Origin of the sequence: Aquabacterium lacunae (genome assembly GCF_004310865.1) — a bacterium.
In the GTDB taxonomy this organism is placed as follows: Bacteria; Pseudomonadota; Gammaproteobacteria; order Burkholderiales; family Burkholderiaceae_C; genus Aquabacterium; species Aquabacterium lacunae.
The window spans coordinates 259109-275752 of sequence record NZ_SIXI01000004.1; the positions used below are offsets into that span (position 1 = coordinate 259109).

The 16644-nt window shown below is 60.1% G+C and carries 14 protein-coding genes; 8 read left to right on the plus strand and 6 right to left on the minus strand.

Annotation, left to right across the window (positions count from 1 at the left end):
- Positions 1-34 precede the first annotated feature (34 nt).
- Positions 35-841, plus strand: coding sequence for a hydrolase 1, exosortase A system-associated (locus tag EYS42_RS11060; protein ID WP_165456734.1), 807 nt, complete (start codon positions 35-37; stop codon positions 839-841).
- On the opposite strand, the gene EYS42_RS17085 is transcribed toward EYS42_RS11060, so the two are convergent.
- Together EYS42_RS17085 and EYS42_RS11070 are read right to left on the minus strand one after the other, a co-directional pair.
- Positions 786-1454, minus strand: a complete 669-nt coding sequence (locus EYS42_RS17085) for a GNAT family N-acetyltransferase (protein WP_165456735.1) — start codon at positions 1452-1454, stop codon at positions 786-788. The two genes, EYS42_RS11060 and EYS42_RS17085, sit on opposite strands and share 56 nt — an antisense overlap.
- A gap of 371 nt (positions 1455-1825) precedes the next feature.
- Positions 1826-3229 (minus strand): right-handed parallel beta-helix repeat-containing protein, encoded by a 1404-nt coding sequence (locus EYS42_RS11070; RefSeq protein ID WP_165456736.1) that lies wholly within the window; start codon positions 3227-3229, stop codon positions 1826-1828.
- A 116-nt stretch (positions 3230-3345) separates the two neighbouring features.
- Between EYS42_RS11070 and EYS42_RS11075 the strand changes: the two genes are divergently transcribed.
- The 7 genes from EYS42_RS11075 (at position 3346) to EYS42_RS11105 (ending at position 13081) form a co-directional block, all read left to right on the plus strand.
- A complete protein-coding gene (locus EYS42_RS11075; protein ID WP_130968223.1) occupies positions 3346-4368 on the plus strand; it encodes a glycosyltransferase family 2 protein in 1023 nt (340 codons plus the stop codon).
- A gap of 123 nt (positions 4369-4491) precedes the next feature.
- A complete protein-coding gene (locus tag EYS42_RS11080; protein WP_130968224.1) occupies positions 4492-7155 on the plus strand; it encodes an RIFT barrel domain-containing protein in 2664 nt (887 codons plus the stop codon).
- A 95-nt stretch (positions 7156-7250) separates the two neighbouring features.
- On the plus strand, positions 7251-8702 hold the full coding sequence (locus EYS42_RS11085) for a lipopolysaccharide biosynthesis protein (protein WP_130968225.1): 1452 nt from the start codon (positions 7251-7253) through the stop codon (positions 8700-8702).
- Positions 8703-8873: 171 nt separating this feature from the next.
- On the plus strand, positions 8874-9659 hold the full coding sequence (locus tag EYS42_RS11090) for a hypothetical protein (protein WP_130968226.1): 786 nt from the start codon (positions 8874-8876) through the stop codon (positions 9657-9659).
- A 25-nt stretch (positions 9660-9684) separates the two neighbouring features.
- Positions 9685-10710 (plus strand): polysaccharide deacetylase family protein, encoded by a 1026-nt coding sequence (locus EYS42_RS11095; protein ID WP_130968227.1) that lies wholly within the window; start codon positions 9685-9687, stop codon positions 10708-10710.
- Between the two features lie 5 nt (positions 10711-10715).
- A complete protein-coding gene (locus EYS42_RS11100; protein WP_130968228.1) occupies positions 10716-11975 on the plus strand; it encodes a glycosyltransferase family 4 protein in 1260 nt (419 codons plus the stop codon).
- Positions 11972-13081 (plus strand): acyltransferase family protein, encoded by a 1110-nt coding sequence (locus EYS42_RS11105; protein ID WP_130968229.1) that lies wholly within the window; start codon positions 11972-11974, stop codon positions 13079-13081. The genes EYS42_RS11100 and EYS42_RS11105 overlap by 4 nt, the downstream gene beginning before the upstream one ends.
- 11 nt (positions 13082-13092) lie before the next feature.
- Here EYS42_RS11105 and EYS42_RS11110 read toward each other — a convergent pair whose 3' ends face one another.
- Genes EYS42_RS11110 through EYS42_RS17090 form a run of 4 tightly spaced genes read right to left on the minus strand, consistent with a single transcriptional unit; the run spans position 13093 to position 16643 of the window.
- Positions 13093-14064 (minus strand): glycosyltransferase family 2 protein, encoded by a 972-nt coding sequence (locus EYS42_RS11110; protein ID WP_165456737.1) that lies wholly within the window; start codon positions 14062-14064, stop codon positions 13093-13095.
- Position 14065: 1 nt separating this feature from the next.
- Positions 14066-15136, minus strand: coding sequence for an acyltransferase family protein (locus EYS42_RS11115; RefSeq protein WP_130968231.1), 1071 nt, complete (start codon positions 15134-15136; stop codon positions 14066-14068).
- Positions 15133-16488, minus strand: a complete 1356-nt coding sequence (locus EYS42_RS11120) for a putative O-glycosylation ligase, exosortase A system-associated (protein WP_130968232.1) — start codon at positions 16486-16488, stop codon at positions 15133-15135. The genes EYS42_RS11115 and EYS42_RS11120 overlap by 4 nt, the downstream gene beginning before the upstream one ends.
- On the minus strand, positions 16485-16643 hold the full coding sequence (locus EYS42_RS17090; RefSeq protein WP_165456738.1) for a hypothetical protein: 159 nt from the start codon (positions 16641-16643) through the stop codon (positions 16485-16487). The genes EYS42_RS11120 and EYS42_RS17090 overlap by 4 nt, the downstream gene beginning before the upstream one ends.
- Position 16644: the final 1 nt, after the last annotated feature.

Sequence of the window (16644 nt, forward strand, 5' to 3'; positions counted from 1 at the left end):
GTCACCTGCGCCTGCAATCGCACCCATCCACAGCATGGCCATCTTGAGCCGTCCTGCCCGCGCGCACCGCTCTGGCATCTGCGTGGTGATGCTGTCGGGCGGGCTGCAGGCACGCACAGGCGCCCATCGCATGTTCACCACCCTGGCCCGAGCGCTGGCCGCAAATGGCCACAGTGCTGTGCGGTTTGACTGGCCTGGGCTGGGCGATGCAGATGGATCGGCAATGCCGTTTGAACAACTGGCCCCCATGCTGCCGCAGCTCCAACAGCAGTGCTTGGCGGCGATGCCTGACACAGACCGCATCGTGTGGCTCGGGCTGTGTGATGGCGCATCGGTGGCACTGATGCATTTGGCAGACCCAACCACCGTCCGACCAGATGCCCTGATCCTGCTGAACCCCTGGGTGCGCAGCGAGCAAAGCCAGGCCCAGACCGTGGTGCGGCACTACTACAAGCAACGCCTGCTCGAAGGCAGTTTCTGGCGCAAATTGTTGAGTGGCCAGGTGGGGCTGGATGCTGCCCGATCGGCCAGCCGCCTTCTGAGGGCCAGTCGACAACGCACGCCCGCCCAACCGGGCTTTCAGCAGCAGATGGCCAAAGGCTGGAAAAACTTCGGTCGCCCCCTGTGGCTGGTCGTGGCGGGTCAGGACCTCACAGGGCTGGAATTCATGGAACATGCGGGGCGCGATCTTGCTTGGCGCGGCGCTTTGGAGGCCCCCGCGGTCCATGTGTCCACCATGGCGGGCGCCGACCACACGTTCTCAGGGTCACAGGACATGCCAGAACTCATTCGGCTGATGATGGAGTGGTTGTCCGCGCAATGGCCGCAAGGCCCCAATTGACACGTTGCCGCGCTGAGGCCAGGCACACGCCCCCCACATGCCTCAGCAATGCAGGCCAACACCTTGGGTCACGCCAGCGAAACGCCACGAGTCCCCACAGTGGGCGCCTCACGCTCATCCAGTCCTTTTTATAGGCGTCGTCGCCCATCAGGAAGTCCACCGTCGACACCCTGTCCACGTCCATGACATGGGCCATCATGGCCGCCAACAACACCGACCCCACTGACAAGGCGTCGAATCCTGGCCGCTGGGCCAGCTTGTAGATGTCTGCCTGACCGTCGTGCACCAGCCAGACCTGAGCTGCCACCACCTCTCCGTCCAGGCGCAAAAGCCCCAAGCGCAGTGCACCTTGTTCAGCCGCCAGGCTCATCAAACCGGGCATGAACTGCGGGCACGGCTCAACACCTTTCCAGCTGTCGGCATACACCGCCTGGTAAGCCTCAATGGCCTCGCTCAGCACCTCTCCAGGCTCTGACACGATGTCGATGGATGTGCTGCTGCGGCGCGCCAATTTGCGACGCGCACGCTGCACGGTGTTTCGCAAGCGCGACGGACGCTCGGCCCAGTAGGCTTCAAACCCGCCCGCCAGGGAGACAGGCTCCAGCCAGTTCACGCCACACTCAAAGTGCCAGCACGCAAAACCCGCCAAGCGAAGGGCTCGCTCAACATCCGACACCCAGAGGTCAGACGCACGGAATGGCTGCAGCCTGACCGAATGCACCTCAGTGCGACGCTTCAACCACCTCGCGCCGGCCTGTGGATCGATCGGGGCGGCGGAAAGGCCAGGCCCTCCGCAGGGCCCGAAACGCGGTGTGTAGTAACTGCTCAGCGAATACAGTGCCCCTCCCGCTCGCACCACAGGCAGGGCCACACCAGCCTCGGCGACGGCGCACTGAGCCCAGTTCAAGCGCTCGTCCCCCGAGCGAGGAAAGCCATGGTCCCACAGCAGGTCGAACCACTCGGGCTGCTGGTAGAGGCACTGGCTCACTGCAGGGCCCCCACCAGCAACGCACGCCCCTTGGGCAAGGGCTCCACCCTCAACGGATGGCGATAGACCTCCGTCAGGGCTGACACCTCGGCGCCATCCACAAGTGGCGGGCTGTCAGCCACCCATTCAGGTTGCCAGTGCCCGGGCCGCAGATCACCCGCCTGCGCGTCCTGCACTGCATCAAGGCCCACCCGCAGGTTCCCGCCACTGGGCACCCCCTCCGGAACACGCCAAGTACCCCGTCCCACCACCAGATTGCGCCACACCTGTCCGCCTGACAACGGTCCTGCCACCTGCAGGAATCGCCCACCGAAAGGATGCAGATTGACCCAGGAGTTGTGCACCGCATGCAACTCGTTTCTGGCCCAGGGCTGCCCCTCTTCCAGCATGGAAAGAACAGCCCCGTTCTGAGTGCTGCGAGACTGCCCGATGACGTTGCCAATCAGAAAAACCTGCCCGCCATTCGGGAAGTTCAACTCATAGCTGGCTTGCCCCCCCGGGTTGTCTGTGATGCGGTTGGCCACCAACTTCGACACCTGGGCCCTGCTCTTGACCAGGTGCCCCACCTTCCCGTGGTGGAAATGGTTGCCACGCAACTCCAGCAAGCGGATGCGCCCGGCATACACCGCATGCGCATAGCCCATGCCATCACCCAGGCGCGCGAACTCAGTGAAAGACACTTGCACTTCGGTTGTTGCCTCATCAGGATCGCCGTTGATCAGAATCCCTGACTCACTGTCCTGAAAAACACAATGCTCGACTCTGAGGCGACCACCCTCGAACCGGATACCAGCGCCGTTGCGGTCCGCCACACGCGCGCCCTGGAAGGCCAGGTGACGCACCTCAAAGCTGCCGCCGCCCAGGACCAGCAGGGCCTTGCCTTCGGCCAGATCCGAACTTGCCATCAATCGGGCCAGGCCACCGTCGCCCCGGATCGAGACGCTTTTGCCGCGCCAGACCGCGCCATTTGTCCAATGGACTCCCGGCTGCAGCAAGACCACGTCCCCGTCAACTGCTTGCGCAGCTGCGTCGGCCAGGCTGCCCACCCTCTTGCGCGTTTCCCCTCGCAGCAACCAGATCGCAGGGGATTCCTGGAAGGGGTTCAAGGAGCCTGGCACCTCCCGCATGGCCGACGGCTCGACTGACGAATCAGGAGAAGCAGGCACATCGCTGTCGAGTTGGTCGTTCAACCACCTCATGGCACCCAGCGCAGGAGAGCCCAGCATCTGAAGACGGGGGTGACCATCCAGCCGCCGCTCCAGATGACGCAAGATCTCCAAAGGAATGAAGCCGGAGCAGTCCCAGCAAGCCACCAGTCCAGCGCTGATGACAATCGCCACACAGGCACCAGCAGCGACGAGAAAATGCCTGAAACGTTTCATGAACCAAGGGGTGTACACGCCAGAGGCCTGACGCATGCAAAGGGCGACAGACAAGCCGGGACTCAAGGAGCAGCACAGCCGGCGCAGAGGGCGGCCTCCTGATCTGGGACTCTACACCCGGCAAGAACTGAGAGATGATTCGTCATCCCTCGCGATCTGCCGCCGACATGCCCACATCGACTGAACACTGCCTCCAGACATCCTTGGTGATCCCTTCTCACAACCGGGCCTCCTTGATTGGCGAGACCGTCGAATCTGCACTCGCACAGACTCATCCGTTTGCATCGATCACCGTGGTGAACGACGGTTCAACCGATGACACCTTGAAGGTGCTGGCGGAGTTCGGCCATCGTATTCAGGTCATCAGCACCCAGAATCAGGGGGTTCAAGCCGCACGCAACATTGGCATTGCCGCAAGCAACTGCCCACTCGTCGCCTTTCTCGACTCTGATGACCTGCTGGCGCCCACTTACCTGGATGAAACCGCAGGATGGATGGTCGCTCACCCTGAGGTAGACGCCACCTACAACAACTTCCTGACGATCGAAGACGCGCACACACGCCCGCCAAAGCTCACACAAGCCAGCTTCGACTGGCTGGAAGGGTCTCGTCGAGACGGAGACTTCCACCTGGACATCCCCGACCTTCTGCTGAGGTCACTGCGCTTTCAGCCCTTGTTTCCGAGCGGACAAATGGTGAGGCGCACCTTCCTGCAACAGCATGGTGGGTACGACCCTCGTTTCAGAGGGGTCGGCTCCGAAGACTGGGAATTCACTCTGCGGGTGATCACGAACGGCCAGTTGGCTTTGTGCGAGAAACCCCTGGTGAAGGTGCGCAAGCATGCCGCAAATGAGTCCAAAGACAACGTTCGGATGCGGATGGGAGAAACCGAGGTGCTGGCCCACTGCTTGGCTCACCACCCAAGCGCCTCAGCGTTCAAGCAGGAGATTACACAGTCCATCGAAGAGCGCCTCCACGCCGCCTTGAATTCGGCCTTCGACAACCGCGACTTTCACTCAGTGCGCCACATCGTAGCCAAAATCTCATCCCCATTGCCAGCCAAAACCCGCCTGAAGACTTTCATCTCCTCCTCTCCTGCGCCAGTGAGCGATTGGCTCTGGCACGCAATCCAGTTGTTGTCGCGCTCGGGGGCGTGAGCTGTCGAGCTTCATCCTGCCAGAGGCCGGTCGATATAAGGGCAAGTCGCGGTCCAGCCTGGCTGGCGCCACCCTCGATCGGCACACCGGCAGATCGACACAACTTTGAAGCAGTTGTAAGCAATGGATACCAATTCAGGACTCAGGATTTTTCACGCTGGCAGCGAGTGCCTCGCTGGCTATGATCGGCGCAAGTTTTCTCTGCCAGAGGTCCGCAAGATGTTCAAATCAGTAGCCGAGATAAAGGCCGTTGGCCTCTGTGCTGCAGCAGCACTGACCTTGAGCCTGGCCGGTTGTGGCGGAGGGGGGCCGAAGACAGAAACGCCAAGCGCACTGAACACTGGGGGACAGCTTTCCGCTTCAGGCGGCGGCGGGACAGTCTCATCGGCCAACCAGCCAGCTGCCTCGGTGACTGTGATGACCGACCCTTCCCTGGCGAACATTCTCCAAGACAACGTCAGCGGGTTCACCTGCGCACAAGGCGCCATCACCTGCGTACAGGTACGGTCGAGCAGCGCATCGGCACAGAGCAATGTCCCGATGACTTTCGGACAACCCTTCCGCCAGGGAGATCTTCCCAGCGGCAAACACCTGGTGGCCAAAACTTCTGGCGGTGCGATCATTCCTGTGCAACTGGATGCGCTGGCCAGCCGCGCCGATGGATCGGCTCGGTTCGGCGTTGTGTCCATCCAACTCCCGACCCTTCAGGCAGGGGGGAAGGAGGTCGTCAGTTTCTTTGTGACCGACCAAGCGCCCGTCACGCCACCCCGCCCCGTCGGAACAAACTACTCGCTGGACCTCACCATGCGGCTCTATCAGCCGCAGATGACCATGCTGACCTTCGGTAACCCAAATGGCTGGACCGATGGAACACCCTTCGTGGTCGGCGAAACCGTGGAACTGGATCTTGGCGGTGAAGTCCATTCGATCACCATCGACGCCCAACTGGCGGGTGGGAGCCTGACCAATACCGAGCGCCTCGCCAAAGCGTTCATGAACAAAATCAATCAGGACTCCACACGTTTCTTGGCCCACAAGATCGGAGACGTCGGGGCCTGGAACAACCTCTGGATCACCACCCGATCCAATGAGGGTGGCGCCTTCACGGTCACACGACGCAACACTGGGGGCTCAGCTCCCATCACCATCACCAACAAGGTGAATTACGCCGCGGCACGAACGCTGACCGCTTCAGCAGGCAATGCCGTTCGCACGGCCATCAGCCAGGATGCAAAGCTGCACCTCAGGGGGCCTGTGGCCCACGAGTACACGGTCGTCGTCCCGTTCAAGGACACCGCAACGAATCAGGCGCACCCCCAACTCACCGCAAGGCTGCATGTCCGCTTGCTCGATGGTGGCGCACGCGCTCGCACGGATGTGGTCATCGAGAACAACTGGGCCTACAGCCCATCTCCAGGCAATTACCTGTATGAACTGACCGGCACAAGCAACGGCCAGACCGTGCTGTCGCAACCAGCGCTGACGCACTACCACCACGCTCGCTGGCACAAGGTCGTGTGGCAAGGGCAGGCTGTTCAGGCCCAGGTACGGCACCACATGCCCTACTTCATGGCCACGCGGGTCGTGTGGAATTACAACCTGAAGCTGACCGTTCCAGACAGCCTGCTGCAGACCGAAAGCACTCGACTGGCCAGCGCCACATCAGGTCCGATGGCGAACGTGTTCCTGACTCCATACTTCGGCACCACAGGGGGGCGTCAGGAGATCGGGCCGTACCCGCGCTGGACCGCCCTGTTTCTGGTGACGCAGGATGATCGGGCACGCGCCAGCATGATGGCCAACGCCGACGCGGCAGGCAGTGTGCCGATCCACTACCGTGATGAAGTGACAGACGCCCCACTGGACCTGGACCGACACCCTACGGCCGCCACACTGTTTGGCTACAACTCGGGCACCAACAACGACAGGTTCCCCGAGGTGCTGGACACGGGCACCATCTGGACACCAGACATTGCTCACCAAGGCTCGTTTGCCTTTGTGCCCTACCTGATCACCGGAGACCAGTTCTATCTGGACGAGTTGATGTTCTGGGCTGCCTGGAACATGACGGCGATCGCTCCCGGCTATCGGAATTATGCAGACGGGATTCTGAATGACCAGGTGCGTGGTCAAGCCTGGGGACTGCGGGCACTCGGTGAAGCCGCGCGCATCGCGCCAGACTCGCACGGACTCAAGGGCTACTTCAATACGCGGCTCCAGAAAAACATCACCTGGCACAACCAGAAGACCGCGTATGGCAGCGATGTGTCCCCCCTGGGTCTCCTCGAGAAGCCGGACCAGCGCGGCCTGTCCGGGCTGTGGCAAAACGATTTCCTGAGCATCGTGATGTCTCAACTGGTCGACGACGGCGTCACAGGCATCAAGCCTGCGCTGGACTGGATCAGCGAGTACAACGTCGGTCGCTTCACGCATGAGACTGAAGGCTACTGCCTGTACAAGGCCGCTCGTGACTACGTGAATGTGCGAGACGGTTCCGGACAGTTTTACACCACATGGCGCTCGCTGTACCAAGCCAACTTCCCGGAAACATCCTGCCCCGCAGGCGTGGACCCCAACAGCCTGCCAGACAGCGCCAGCGCGCACTCGGCCATCGCCCGAGCCATGCTTGCCGCGTCGTTCAACGCGCAACTGAGTGTGAGCGCCAACAGCGCGCTGACCGCCGAGGCCCTGTTGGGTTACCGTAACTGGACGTCACGAACCCCGCTCATCGACGGAAAGTACGCGACAGAAGATCCCACCTGGGCCATCATTCCGCGCGCCAACTGACACTTCCACGCGGCACAGAAGCCAGCCCGACGGCTGGCTTCTTTTCTTTTTGACACAGACGTCTGTACGATGCTCGCCTGCCTTGTGCGTCCTGAATGAACACCCTGCGAAAGTCCTTGCTGCTCACGTTCTTTTCGACGAACGGAGCAACTGCAGTCCAGTTTGCTGTGACGGTCGTGCTGGCACGCCTGCTTTCCCCTGAGGACATTGGCGTGTTCTCCATCACGGCCGTGATGGTCTCCATCGCACACCTGTTTCGCGATTTTGGTGTCGGGGCCTACCTCCAGCAGGAAAAGGAGTTGACCCCAGAGAAAGTCAGTGCCGCATTTGGCATGCTTCTGACTTCCTCCTGGTTGATTGCACTGGCCGTGTTCGCGCTCAGTTGGCCAGCCAGTGCTTTTTATGGACAAGAGGGGATTCAGGATGTGATGCAAGTGATGGCCATCGGGTTTGCCGTGATCCCATTCGGCGCCGTGACGCACAGCATCCTGACCCGTGAGTACAAGGCTACCGAGCAAGCATACGTTCGGATTGTCGGCACGGCTGCTTACGCGATTTCTGCCATCAGCCTGGCTCACGCGGGCTTCGGCTATATGTCGATGGCGTGGGCCAGCCTCATCAACATCATCGCGACCGCTTTGGGGTATCTGCCATTCAAACCCGAGGTGATGACCTGGCGACCACGCTTCCGTGGCTGGAGAAAAGTGATGCACTTCGGTGCTGGTGCGACGCTCAGCAACAGCCTCGAAGCCGTGCACACCGCCATGCCAGACATGATGCTGGGCAAGCTCAGTGGCCCGCACGATGTGGGACTGCTGAGCAGAGGATTAGGCACCACCAACCTGTTGAACCAGGTGATAGGCCCCACTTTGTCTTACGCGGTCCTGCCTTACCTTGCCAAGGCGCACCACAGCGGACAGGCCTTGGATCAGCACCTGGAAAAAGCACGGGCCTACGCCACAGGCATCATGTGGCCTGCCCTGGCATGCACCGGCTTTTATGCCCAGCCCCTGATTGCGTTCCTTTATGGGGAGAAATGGCTCCCGGCCACCCCCATCGTTCAGTGGGGATGCCTGATGCTGCTCCTGTCAACTCCTTTCAGCTTCAATGGTGCAGCCTACATGGCGATTGGTCGCCCCTTGCTCGCTGTACTTCCCACGCTGGCCAGCCTGATATTGCGGGGAGCGCTGATTCTTTGGCTGTATGACGGCACCTTGGAATCATTTGCCGCCGGTTTGTGCATGGCAGCGGTGGCGGGATACCCCATCCATGCCTGGCTGCAACACCGCATTCTCGGAGTCAGTGCCCGCGCGTTTCTGCGAAGCCAGTACAAGAGCTTCTGGGTCTGCGTGGCATGCGGCTGCGTTGGTGCAGCACTGGCCCATCTGAGCAAGCCCTGGGCCGCGGGATGGCAGTTGCTGCTGGCAGGCCTGATCATTCCCGTCTGGTGGCTGATCTGCCTCAGAATGTTGAGGCATCCCCTTCTGGCAGAGGTTCAACCCTTGGTGGTTAGATTCCCCCGGTTGGCTGGATGGCTCCAAGCTTGAGTGTCGCCACACGCCGTTATGCATCCCTCTCACCCATTGCCCCAACGAATCCAACAACTGCTCGCTGCTGCAGCATCGCGTTGGCACAAACGCCGATATCAAACGGCCGTCAAGGGCATTTTGCAAACCCCTCCAGTCGAGCGTGGGAGCAGAGATTTCACGGCACTGTCCATGGTGCACCAACGCGATGTGCTGCCCTACCTGTGCGCCCTGAAATCGTTCGCGCGGCACGCCGAGCCCTCCGATGTGGCGGTTGTGTGCGACCCCAGCATCGACGACGCATCTCGGGCGCTATTCCGCAAGCACATCCCGCACATCAGGTTGCTGGAAGCCTGTGACTTCCAGCATGACAGTCATCCAACCGGCGGAACCTGGGAGCGACTTGCCGCGATTGCACACAACGCCAGCCGTCAATACACCGTTCAGGTGGATGCGGACACGCTGACCTTGGATTCCATCCCAGAGGTCACTGACGCCATTGATGCGGGCCACGGATTCGTGATCGGTGAAGAAACAGGCCAACGCATCGTGTCGTTGGCGGCGACAGCGGCGCATGCGAGCCAGTGGACGGATGAACACATCCAGGCCTTCATCGAGAAACGCATGCACGCGCATCCTCCAGCACTGTCGCTGTACGTGCGCGGATGCTCGGGATTCACTGGTTTCCCAATCGACCCGCTGATGACCGAAAAGATGCGCGATTTTTCTCGCAGGATGCAGGCCATTGCAGGGCAGCGCTGGACGGAATGGGGCACTGAGCAGATCACCAGCAACTACCTGGTCGCCAATGCCAAAGGCAGTGCGGTATTGCCATTTCCTGCATATTGCACCCCAGATTCGTCGTTGCAGCATGTGCGCTTTGCGCATTTCATCGGCTACATGCGTTTCACGAATGCCCTTTATCGCGACGCCACGACGGCACTCATCGGGCAACTGAGCCATCAGGCGCTCGCTTGATCGACGCAAGCCATCCGGGACTCCCGTGAACAAGCTCCCTTCACCTCCTCAATCGTGCCAGACCGGTTCACTGAACTGGCTCAAGGAGCATGCGCAGTTGATGCTGTTCAAGGGGCTGCTGATCTCGATGCGCCAGCAAAAGATTGCGAACCGGCTGAGCATCCTGACCTTTCACAAACTGCCAGCAGCCCCCGATCCGCTGCTCCCCAGAGAACTTCTGGCCTCCGACTTCGTCCAGATGCTGGCGCAGCTGAAAGTCACCCGAAAAGTGCTGCCCCTGGAAGATGCGCTGCAACGACTCCGTCAAGGTCGGCTCCCCGAGGGCGCGGTGGTCCTGACCTTCGACGATGGCTACGGTGACTGGCATCAGCACATCACGCCATCGCTGCTTCGACATGACCTGCATGCGACGTTCTTCATCACCACAGGCATCCTCGACGGACAAGCGCTCTGGCATGAGCGACTGATCGAATGCATACGGCGCATGCCAGCCGACGGCCTGACTGCGCCTTGCCCATGGACAGGGGCCGCTCATACGCACACAGCCACTCGGGAAGAGCACCTTCACCTGGCGCTCAAACATGCCAAAACCCTGACATTGAGGCAGAGAGAGGAAATGCTGAGCGCACTGGAGCACGAGCTTGGCGGAACGACACCGGGCGACTTCCGGGAGGCCGATGTGCGGCAGTTGTCCAATCAGGGTTTTGGCATCGGTGCCCACACTCAGCAACATCCCATATTGCTGCACTGCTCCCCCCACGAAGCCCGGGAGGAAATCGCGAGATCCAAGCACACCCTGGAGCACATCACACGAGCCCCAGTCCCTTTCTTTGCATATCCGAACGGCAAGCCTGGAGGAGACTTCGACAGCACCCATGTAGAAATGGTCAAGCATTGCGGATTCAAGGCAGCCTTCACCACCAGTGCTGGCACTGTCGACAGATCCAGTGACTGGTTCCAGCTGCCGAGACTGGGCCCCTGGAAAGCTTCAGCCACCGGCTTTGAACTTCAACTGATCCGCAACCTGTTCCACGTCGAGCGACGCGTCTGACACCCATGGCTGACAAGCATCACCCCTCGGCCCGCATACTGCTGATCGCCAATACCTTTCCACCCATCCACGGAGGATCGGCCGTGGTCTATGGAGGACTGTGCGAGCACCTGCCATCAGGCAGCATCCACGTCCTCACGGCATCCAGGCGCCACACAGACCGCCAGGAGATTCGTGGGCACCAAGCGCATGATGCATCGACCGGCTACCCGGTCGACCGCATGGATTACCTGCGCCCCCCCAGTCTCCCGCCATCAGGATCCATATGGGAATCGCTACGTCGCTTGCTCTGGATCGACCTGCCGCTCAACATCAGGATCCTGCTGAAGGTGCTGCACATGATCCGCAAGCATCGACTCAACGTCGTGTGCGTGGGTGAGTTGGTGTCCCATGGCTGGCTCGCACCGGCTTTGAAAAGACTGACCTCGTGCCGAATCATCATGTACATCCATGGAGAGGAGGTCACCACCCACACGTCGGGCCGTCTCAGTGGCGACCGTCGAGCCAGTTACCTGGCCAGCGCAGATGCCGTGGTAGCCGTGAGCAGCTTCACTGCACAAGCCCTGCAGCAGATGTTGAGGGTGCCGGCCGAAAAGATACGGCTGATACCCAACGGCGTGGATACCCGCCGCTTTCATCCCGCCGAGCCCGACACAGAGTTTCTTGCCCGTGAAGGGCTCTCAGGATGCCGCTTTGTGCTGACGGTGGCGCGACTGGTCGAACGCAAAGGCATCGATATGGCAATCCAAGCCATGTCGATCGTGAAGCAATCGATTGCGGACGTGAAGCTCGTGATCGTGGGTGAGGGACCTCACCGCACGGCTCTGGAGGCGCGCATCGAGCAGTTGGGGCTGCAGCACGCTGTCCGATTGACCGGTAGCCGCTCCTTCGAAGATGTGCTCAAGCTCTTCCAGGGATGTGAACTGTTCCTGATGCCGAACAGAACCCTGCCCGACGGCGACACAGAAGGATTCGGCCTGGTGTTCCGTGAGGCAAACGCATGCGGTAAAGCCGTCATCGGCGGTGCGGCTGGTGGCGCGGTGGACGCCATTGCTCACGGTCAATCCGGCTATCTGGTCGATGGCACTCGACCCGAAGACATTGCCGCACGCGTGATCGAACTCCTTTGCGATGCTCCGTTGAGAACCCGGATGGAAGCAACTGGGTTGGCACTGGCCCGTGCTGGAAGCACGGCTGCAGTGGCTCAGCAATTCCTGCACCTGTGCGAGGCACTGGTGGCGGGTGCAGATTCGCCCACGCCATGAATCATTGGTTCGCGATGCATTTCGAGCTGCGCCGGGGGCAGGTCGACACACCCTCTCACGCGATGGAGGGTCTCAGAGGTCTCGCAGTGACGCTGGTGTTCCTCGTTCACTATGTCACGCTCACCTCCCCTTGGGTGACGCGCGACGGGCTGACCGACCAATGGGCACAGTACATCCACCGCTTGGGCAATGCCGGGGTCGACCTTTTCTTCGTGCTCAGTGGCTACCTGATCTACCGGACTCTGATGACTCGGCCGCAGCCATACATCGGCTTCATGCGCCGGCGCATCCGACGCATCTACCCAGCCTTCCTGGTGGTCTTTGCAGTGCACCTGGCGCTGGCGCTGTCCATGGGCAGCAGCAAGCTGCCGACAGATGGTGTCGAACGGTGGATCTACATTCTGCAAAACCTGCTGCTTCTGCCTGGCCTGTTTCCCATCGAACCCCTCATTGCCGTCGCGTGGTCATTGAGCTACGAGTTCTTTTTTTACATTGCCCTTCCATTCTGGATCTCAGGTCTGCGGCTTCGCCAACAGCCAGCCAGCCGCCGAATCCTCCTGCTGTGTGGGGTAGCGCTCGCCATGCTGCTGACTCCGCAAATCTTGGGCTCACACATTCGCATGACGCTGTTCGTCGCTGGAATGATGGTTCACGAACTCATGCAAGGTGGACGACGCGTCTCGGCTGCCACAGGCATGACGGCTGGCCTTTTGGCACTTGCATCCACACAGCTCGCGCCGTCGGGTCCATGGAGCGGAACCTGCATGACGGGTTCACTCAGTGTGGGATTTGGCCTTCTGTGTGCTGCAAGCCTGAATCACCAGACGAGCAAACTGACGACCATCCTGTCGTGGCCACCGATCCGATGGCTGGGCAACATGAGTTACTCCTATTACCTGATGCATGGTCTGGCGCTGCATGCATGGGTGAACGTGCTGGCAAGGCTGGCACCACCCGATCAGCATCCTGATGCCTTGTTTTGGCTGAGCATGCTGCCCGCGTTCATGTTCACCCTGCTGCCCTCTGCCGCACTGTTTCTGTTTGTTGAAAAGCCGCTGTCACTGACTTCTTCATCCGCCGCCCCGTCCAGGGCGACAGCGACCTGATCAGACTGAAGTCAAGGCCTGGCCAAACGGACTGTCAGGGTATCTTGAGCCCTTCCGTAGCGCCGCAGGACGTGGTGGATCAATGCAGCCCGAGCGGCATGCGCAAAGGGAGATGCAGACCACAACAGCCACCGGACCATCTCCCATTTGCCTGCAGCAGCCCCATCCTGCCGGATGTCATGCCCTGCCGTGTTGCACAGGGTCCAGAAGAGCTTGCGCATCGCCTTCAGGCGCCCAGACCAAGTGGCTTCGTGCTTGGCGGATAACAGCAACGAATTGCGGGTGATGTAATAAGTCTTGAGCGCGACCCTGCGTCCACCGAAGGACCGGGATTCCTTGTGCAGGACACGAGCAGCAGGTATGACATAAGCGGCAAAGCCGGCCTTGACGGCCCTGCGGTAATAGTCGGTCTCTTCCAGTTGCAGGAAAAAGCGTTCATCGAGCAAACCAACCCGCTCAAAAATGATCCGGTCGATCAACAAGGCAGCACCGAACGCATGGTCGAGCAGAACAGGCTCGTCACGCGAGGCTGAAGGCAGATTCGCAACCGGATCCAACTGAGCGATGGAAGGCTCATCAAAATAATAGATCGATGGATGCAGAAGACATGGCCCGATTTCTCTGGCTGCCCGGAGCACAGCACACATGGCCCCAGGCAGAACCTCGGTGTCATTGTTGAGCAACAGCACATGTGAGGCGCCGCGTTCGAGGGCCCAGCGAACCCCCACGTTGTTTCCTCCCGCCCACCCCAGGTTCTCTCCGGTGGCAATCACGGAAACACCGGGAAAGGCCGTTCTGATGGCGTCGGCTTCTGGAGCGCCAGAGCCGTTATCAACGACCAACACTTGCAACCCGGCTTCGACATCGCTCGCCAGCGAGGCCAGACACTGCAAAGTGTCCTGCAAGCCATTCCAGTTCAGGATAACGACAGTGAGTCCTGATAAGGACAAGCTGGCCGAGCCTTTGTTTTCTTGCGCAAACACATCAAACTCCTGACGTATGCTGAACCGGCAGACGCAAGCTGCCGGCGAAGATCAGAGAATGCAGGCCAGTCACCCTGTGTCTCATCCACTTCGCCATCCAGACAGGCACAGCGACGGACAAGACAAAAATGAACGCCCCGATCAGCAAAGGATGCTCCGACAACCAGGGCCCTTTGGCAGCCAGCCTGAAAAGCGGCACTTGAATGAACTGATGGAGCAGAAAGATCTCAAGGCTGAACTGTCCGATCGTGCGAAACAGGCTCAATCGACCAGCCCCAATGCGGGACATCAGGCACAACATGAGCAGTCCCATCAGGTTGGCTGCCAACAGAGCCAGGAACCAACCTGGCTGGGCAATGCCTGGCAATGCAAAGGTACCCACCTCAAATTGGCGGTCGGATTGCATCACCCACAGATGAGCCGCTGCAGCTCCAGCGGTCACGGCCAGCAAAGCAAGCACATGACGCCATCGCGAACCCGCGATGTACATGCCAACCCACGACAGGCATGGCCACACCAGGGCGCAGATCGCCAGGGCATGGAGTGCAGGGCCACACCCCCACCAGAGCACGGCGCCACCAGAAATCTTCAGCAATTCGGCTGGCCATAACAATGCGACCCCAGCAGAGCCCAGCACAAGGCCTCGGGCCCAGACACTGTCGCGCTGTGCAAACTTTCCAAGCAGCACAAAGGTCAGCAAGGCCGGCAGGAACCACAACACGGACATGCCGCAACCGTCCTTGATGACGCCCATGCCGGCTTGCATCAGGCCGGTGACAAATCGCTCATGTTCAAAAGCGCCCAGCATCAACCACTGCCCCAAGGCCGCCAAAGCGTAAAACACCAGCCAAGGCACCAGGTACCGAGGCGTTCGTTTGCGGAGAAAAGTCCAGCCATCATCTTGGTTGCGATCAAGTCCGATCCTTGAGACCAGGAAGAATGCCAGCACATGCACCGTCAAAGGATGAAACCAGGACGGGGCGACCAGCCGAAATCCATCGTTGTGATCAGCAACGACCAGGAGGATGGCAAGGGCCTTGAGGCCGTCCAGATGGATCCAGCGGTGATTCATGGGGTGTCCGACGGCTGGGCGTGAGCTGTGTGAGCCTGCGGTCGGCGCAGCGCCAGGTTTGGCGCCGCCGAGTGTGAGGCGTGGTCGCGGACCTGAACCCAGACCATTTGCAGGAGCATCACCAGGTAATAAGGCAGTTCGAAATAAGCGGCGCTCAACGCTGCGCCTCCAACTGCGTAAACAAGCAGGCACGCACTCAGCATGTCTGCCAGACTGTGCGCCCACCCCAACTGCAGCGGATTCTTCCGGGCAAGGCGTCGGATGCGCCACCAGTTGTAGAACGCATTGCCCAACAGTGCAACAAACAGCAGCAGCCCCACGAATCCCTGATCACCCAGTACTTCGAAGTAGATGCTGTGAGTGGCCGCTGCATAGCTCACATCCGGCGTTTCGACAAAGCCCAGAAGTCCCGGTTCGTATCGAAAACGGTCGAAGATGCCGTCGAACTGTCCGGCATGGTATCCGCCGCCAAACACTGGATTCTCGACGGCAATGGCACTCGCTCGTTTCCAAGCCGTGACCCGCCCCATGAAGGAATCATCGTCATTGGCCTCCTTGATCGTGTCCATCCGATCAAACCAGCGATCTGGTGCCAGCTGAACGACCAGCATCGCCAGCATGGCGGCCAGCGCCATGCCGACCAGCTTTCGTTTGCTGAGCATGATCAGCCAGAGTCCCATCACGATCAACGAGAGCAAGCCGCCACGCGAGTTGGTCGCCAGAACCGCCAGAAAGGTCAGGAGGCCCACTGCAATCACACCCCATCGCAACAACCATCGCTCGGCGTGACGACCGACATAAATCAGGAGCGGAATGACCATCAGCAGCACGATGGCGTAATGGTTGTTGTCACCGAATTTTGGGATGCCATGGGCATTGTGATTCCCGGCACTGCTGAGGTATTTGAGTCCATCCAGCATGCCGTGAAAGCTCACGCTGATCGCAATGAGGATGACATAGATGTTCAGTCGTTCGCGAGATGTGAGAAACACCGGAATGATCAGACACAGCAGCACGGTCTTGGCCATGTTGCTGAACAACTCCCAGTTTCTAGGCAAACCCGAATAAGCCAGCAAGGCGCACATCAGGCCATGCAGGATCAACAGCAGCATGATGATCGATGTACCCCCACCCCAATAGGCGGTCTGCCCCCCACGTCGTGTCATCACCAGTTGCACCAGTGAGATCAAGGCAAACAGCTGGACCACAGGAACACTGAGCATGAAGCCGTAGACGTGAGACTGGATGGCGATCATTCCGCCCCAGCTCCAAAGCAGAAAGGCGCACAAAGGGCTGCGCAACGCCAATGGCAGGAAGGCAACAAGAAAAGACAAGACCAGCAGGTCTCTCATGGACGCTTCCCATCAACGGCTTTTCCCGTGTTGGTCTTGAGCGCGAACAAACGGTCGATCCAGCTGACAGCCTGATTGCTTTCAACGTGGCGAGTGTGCAGCAGCAGCAACAGAAAAAACACAAGCATGGCCAACAGGAAGACTCCTTCCAGCATG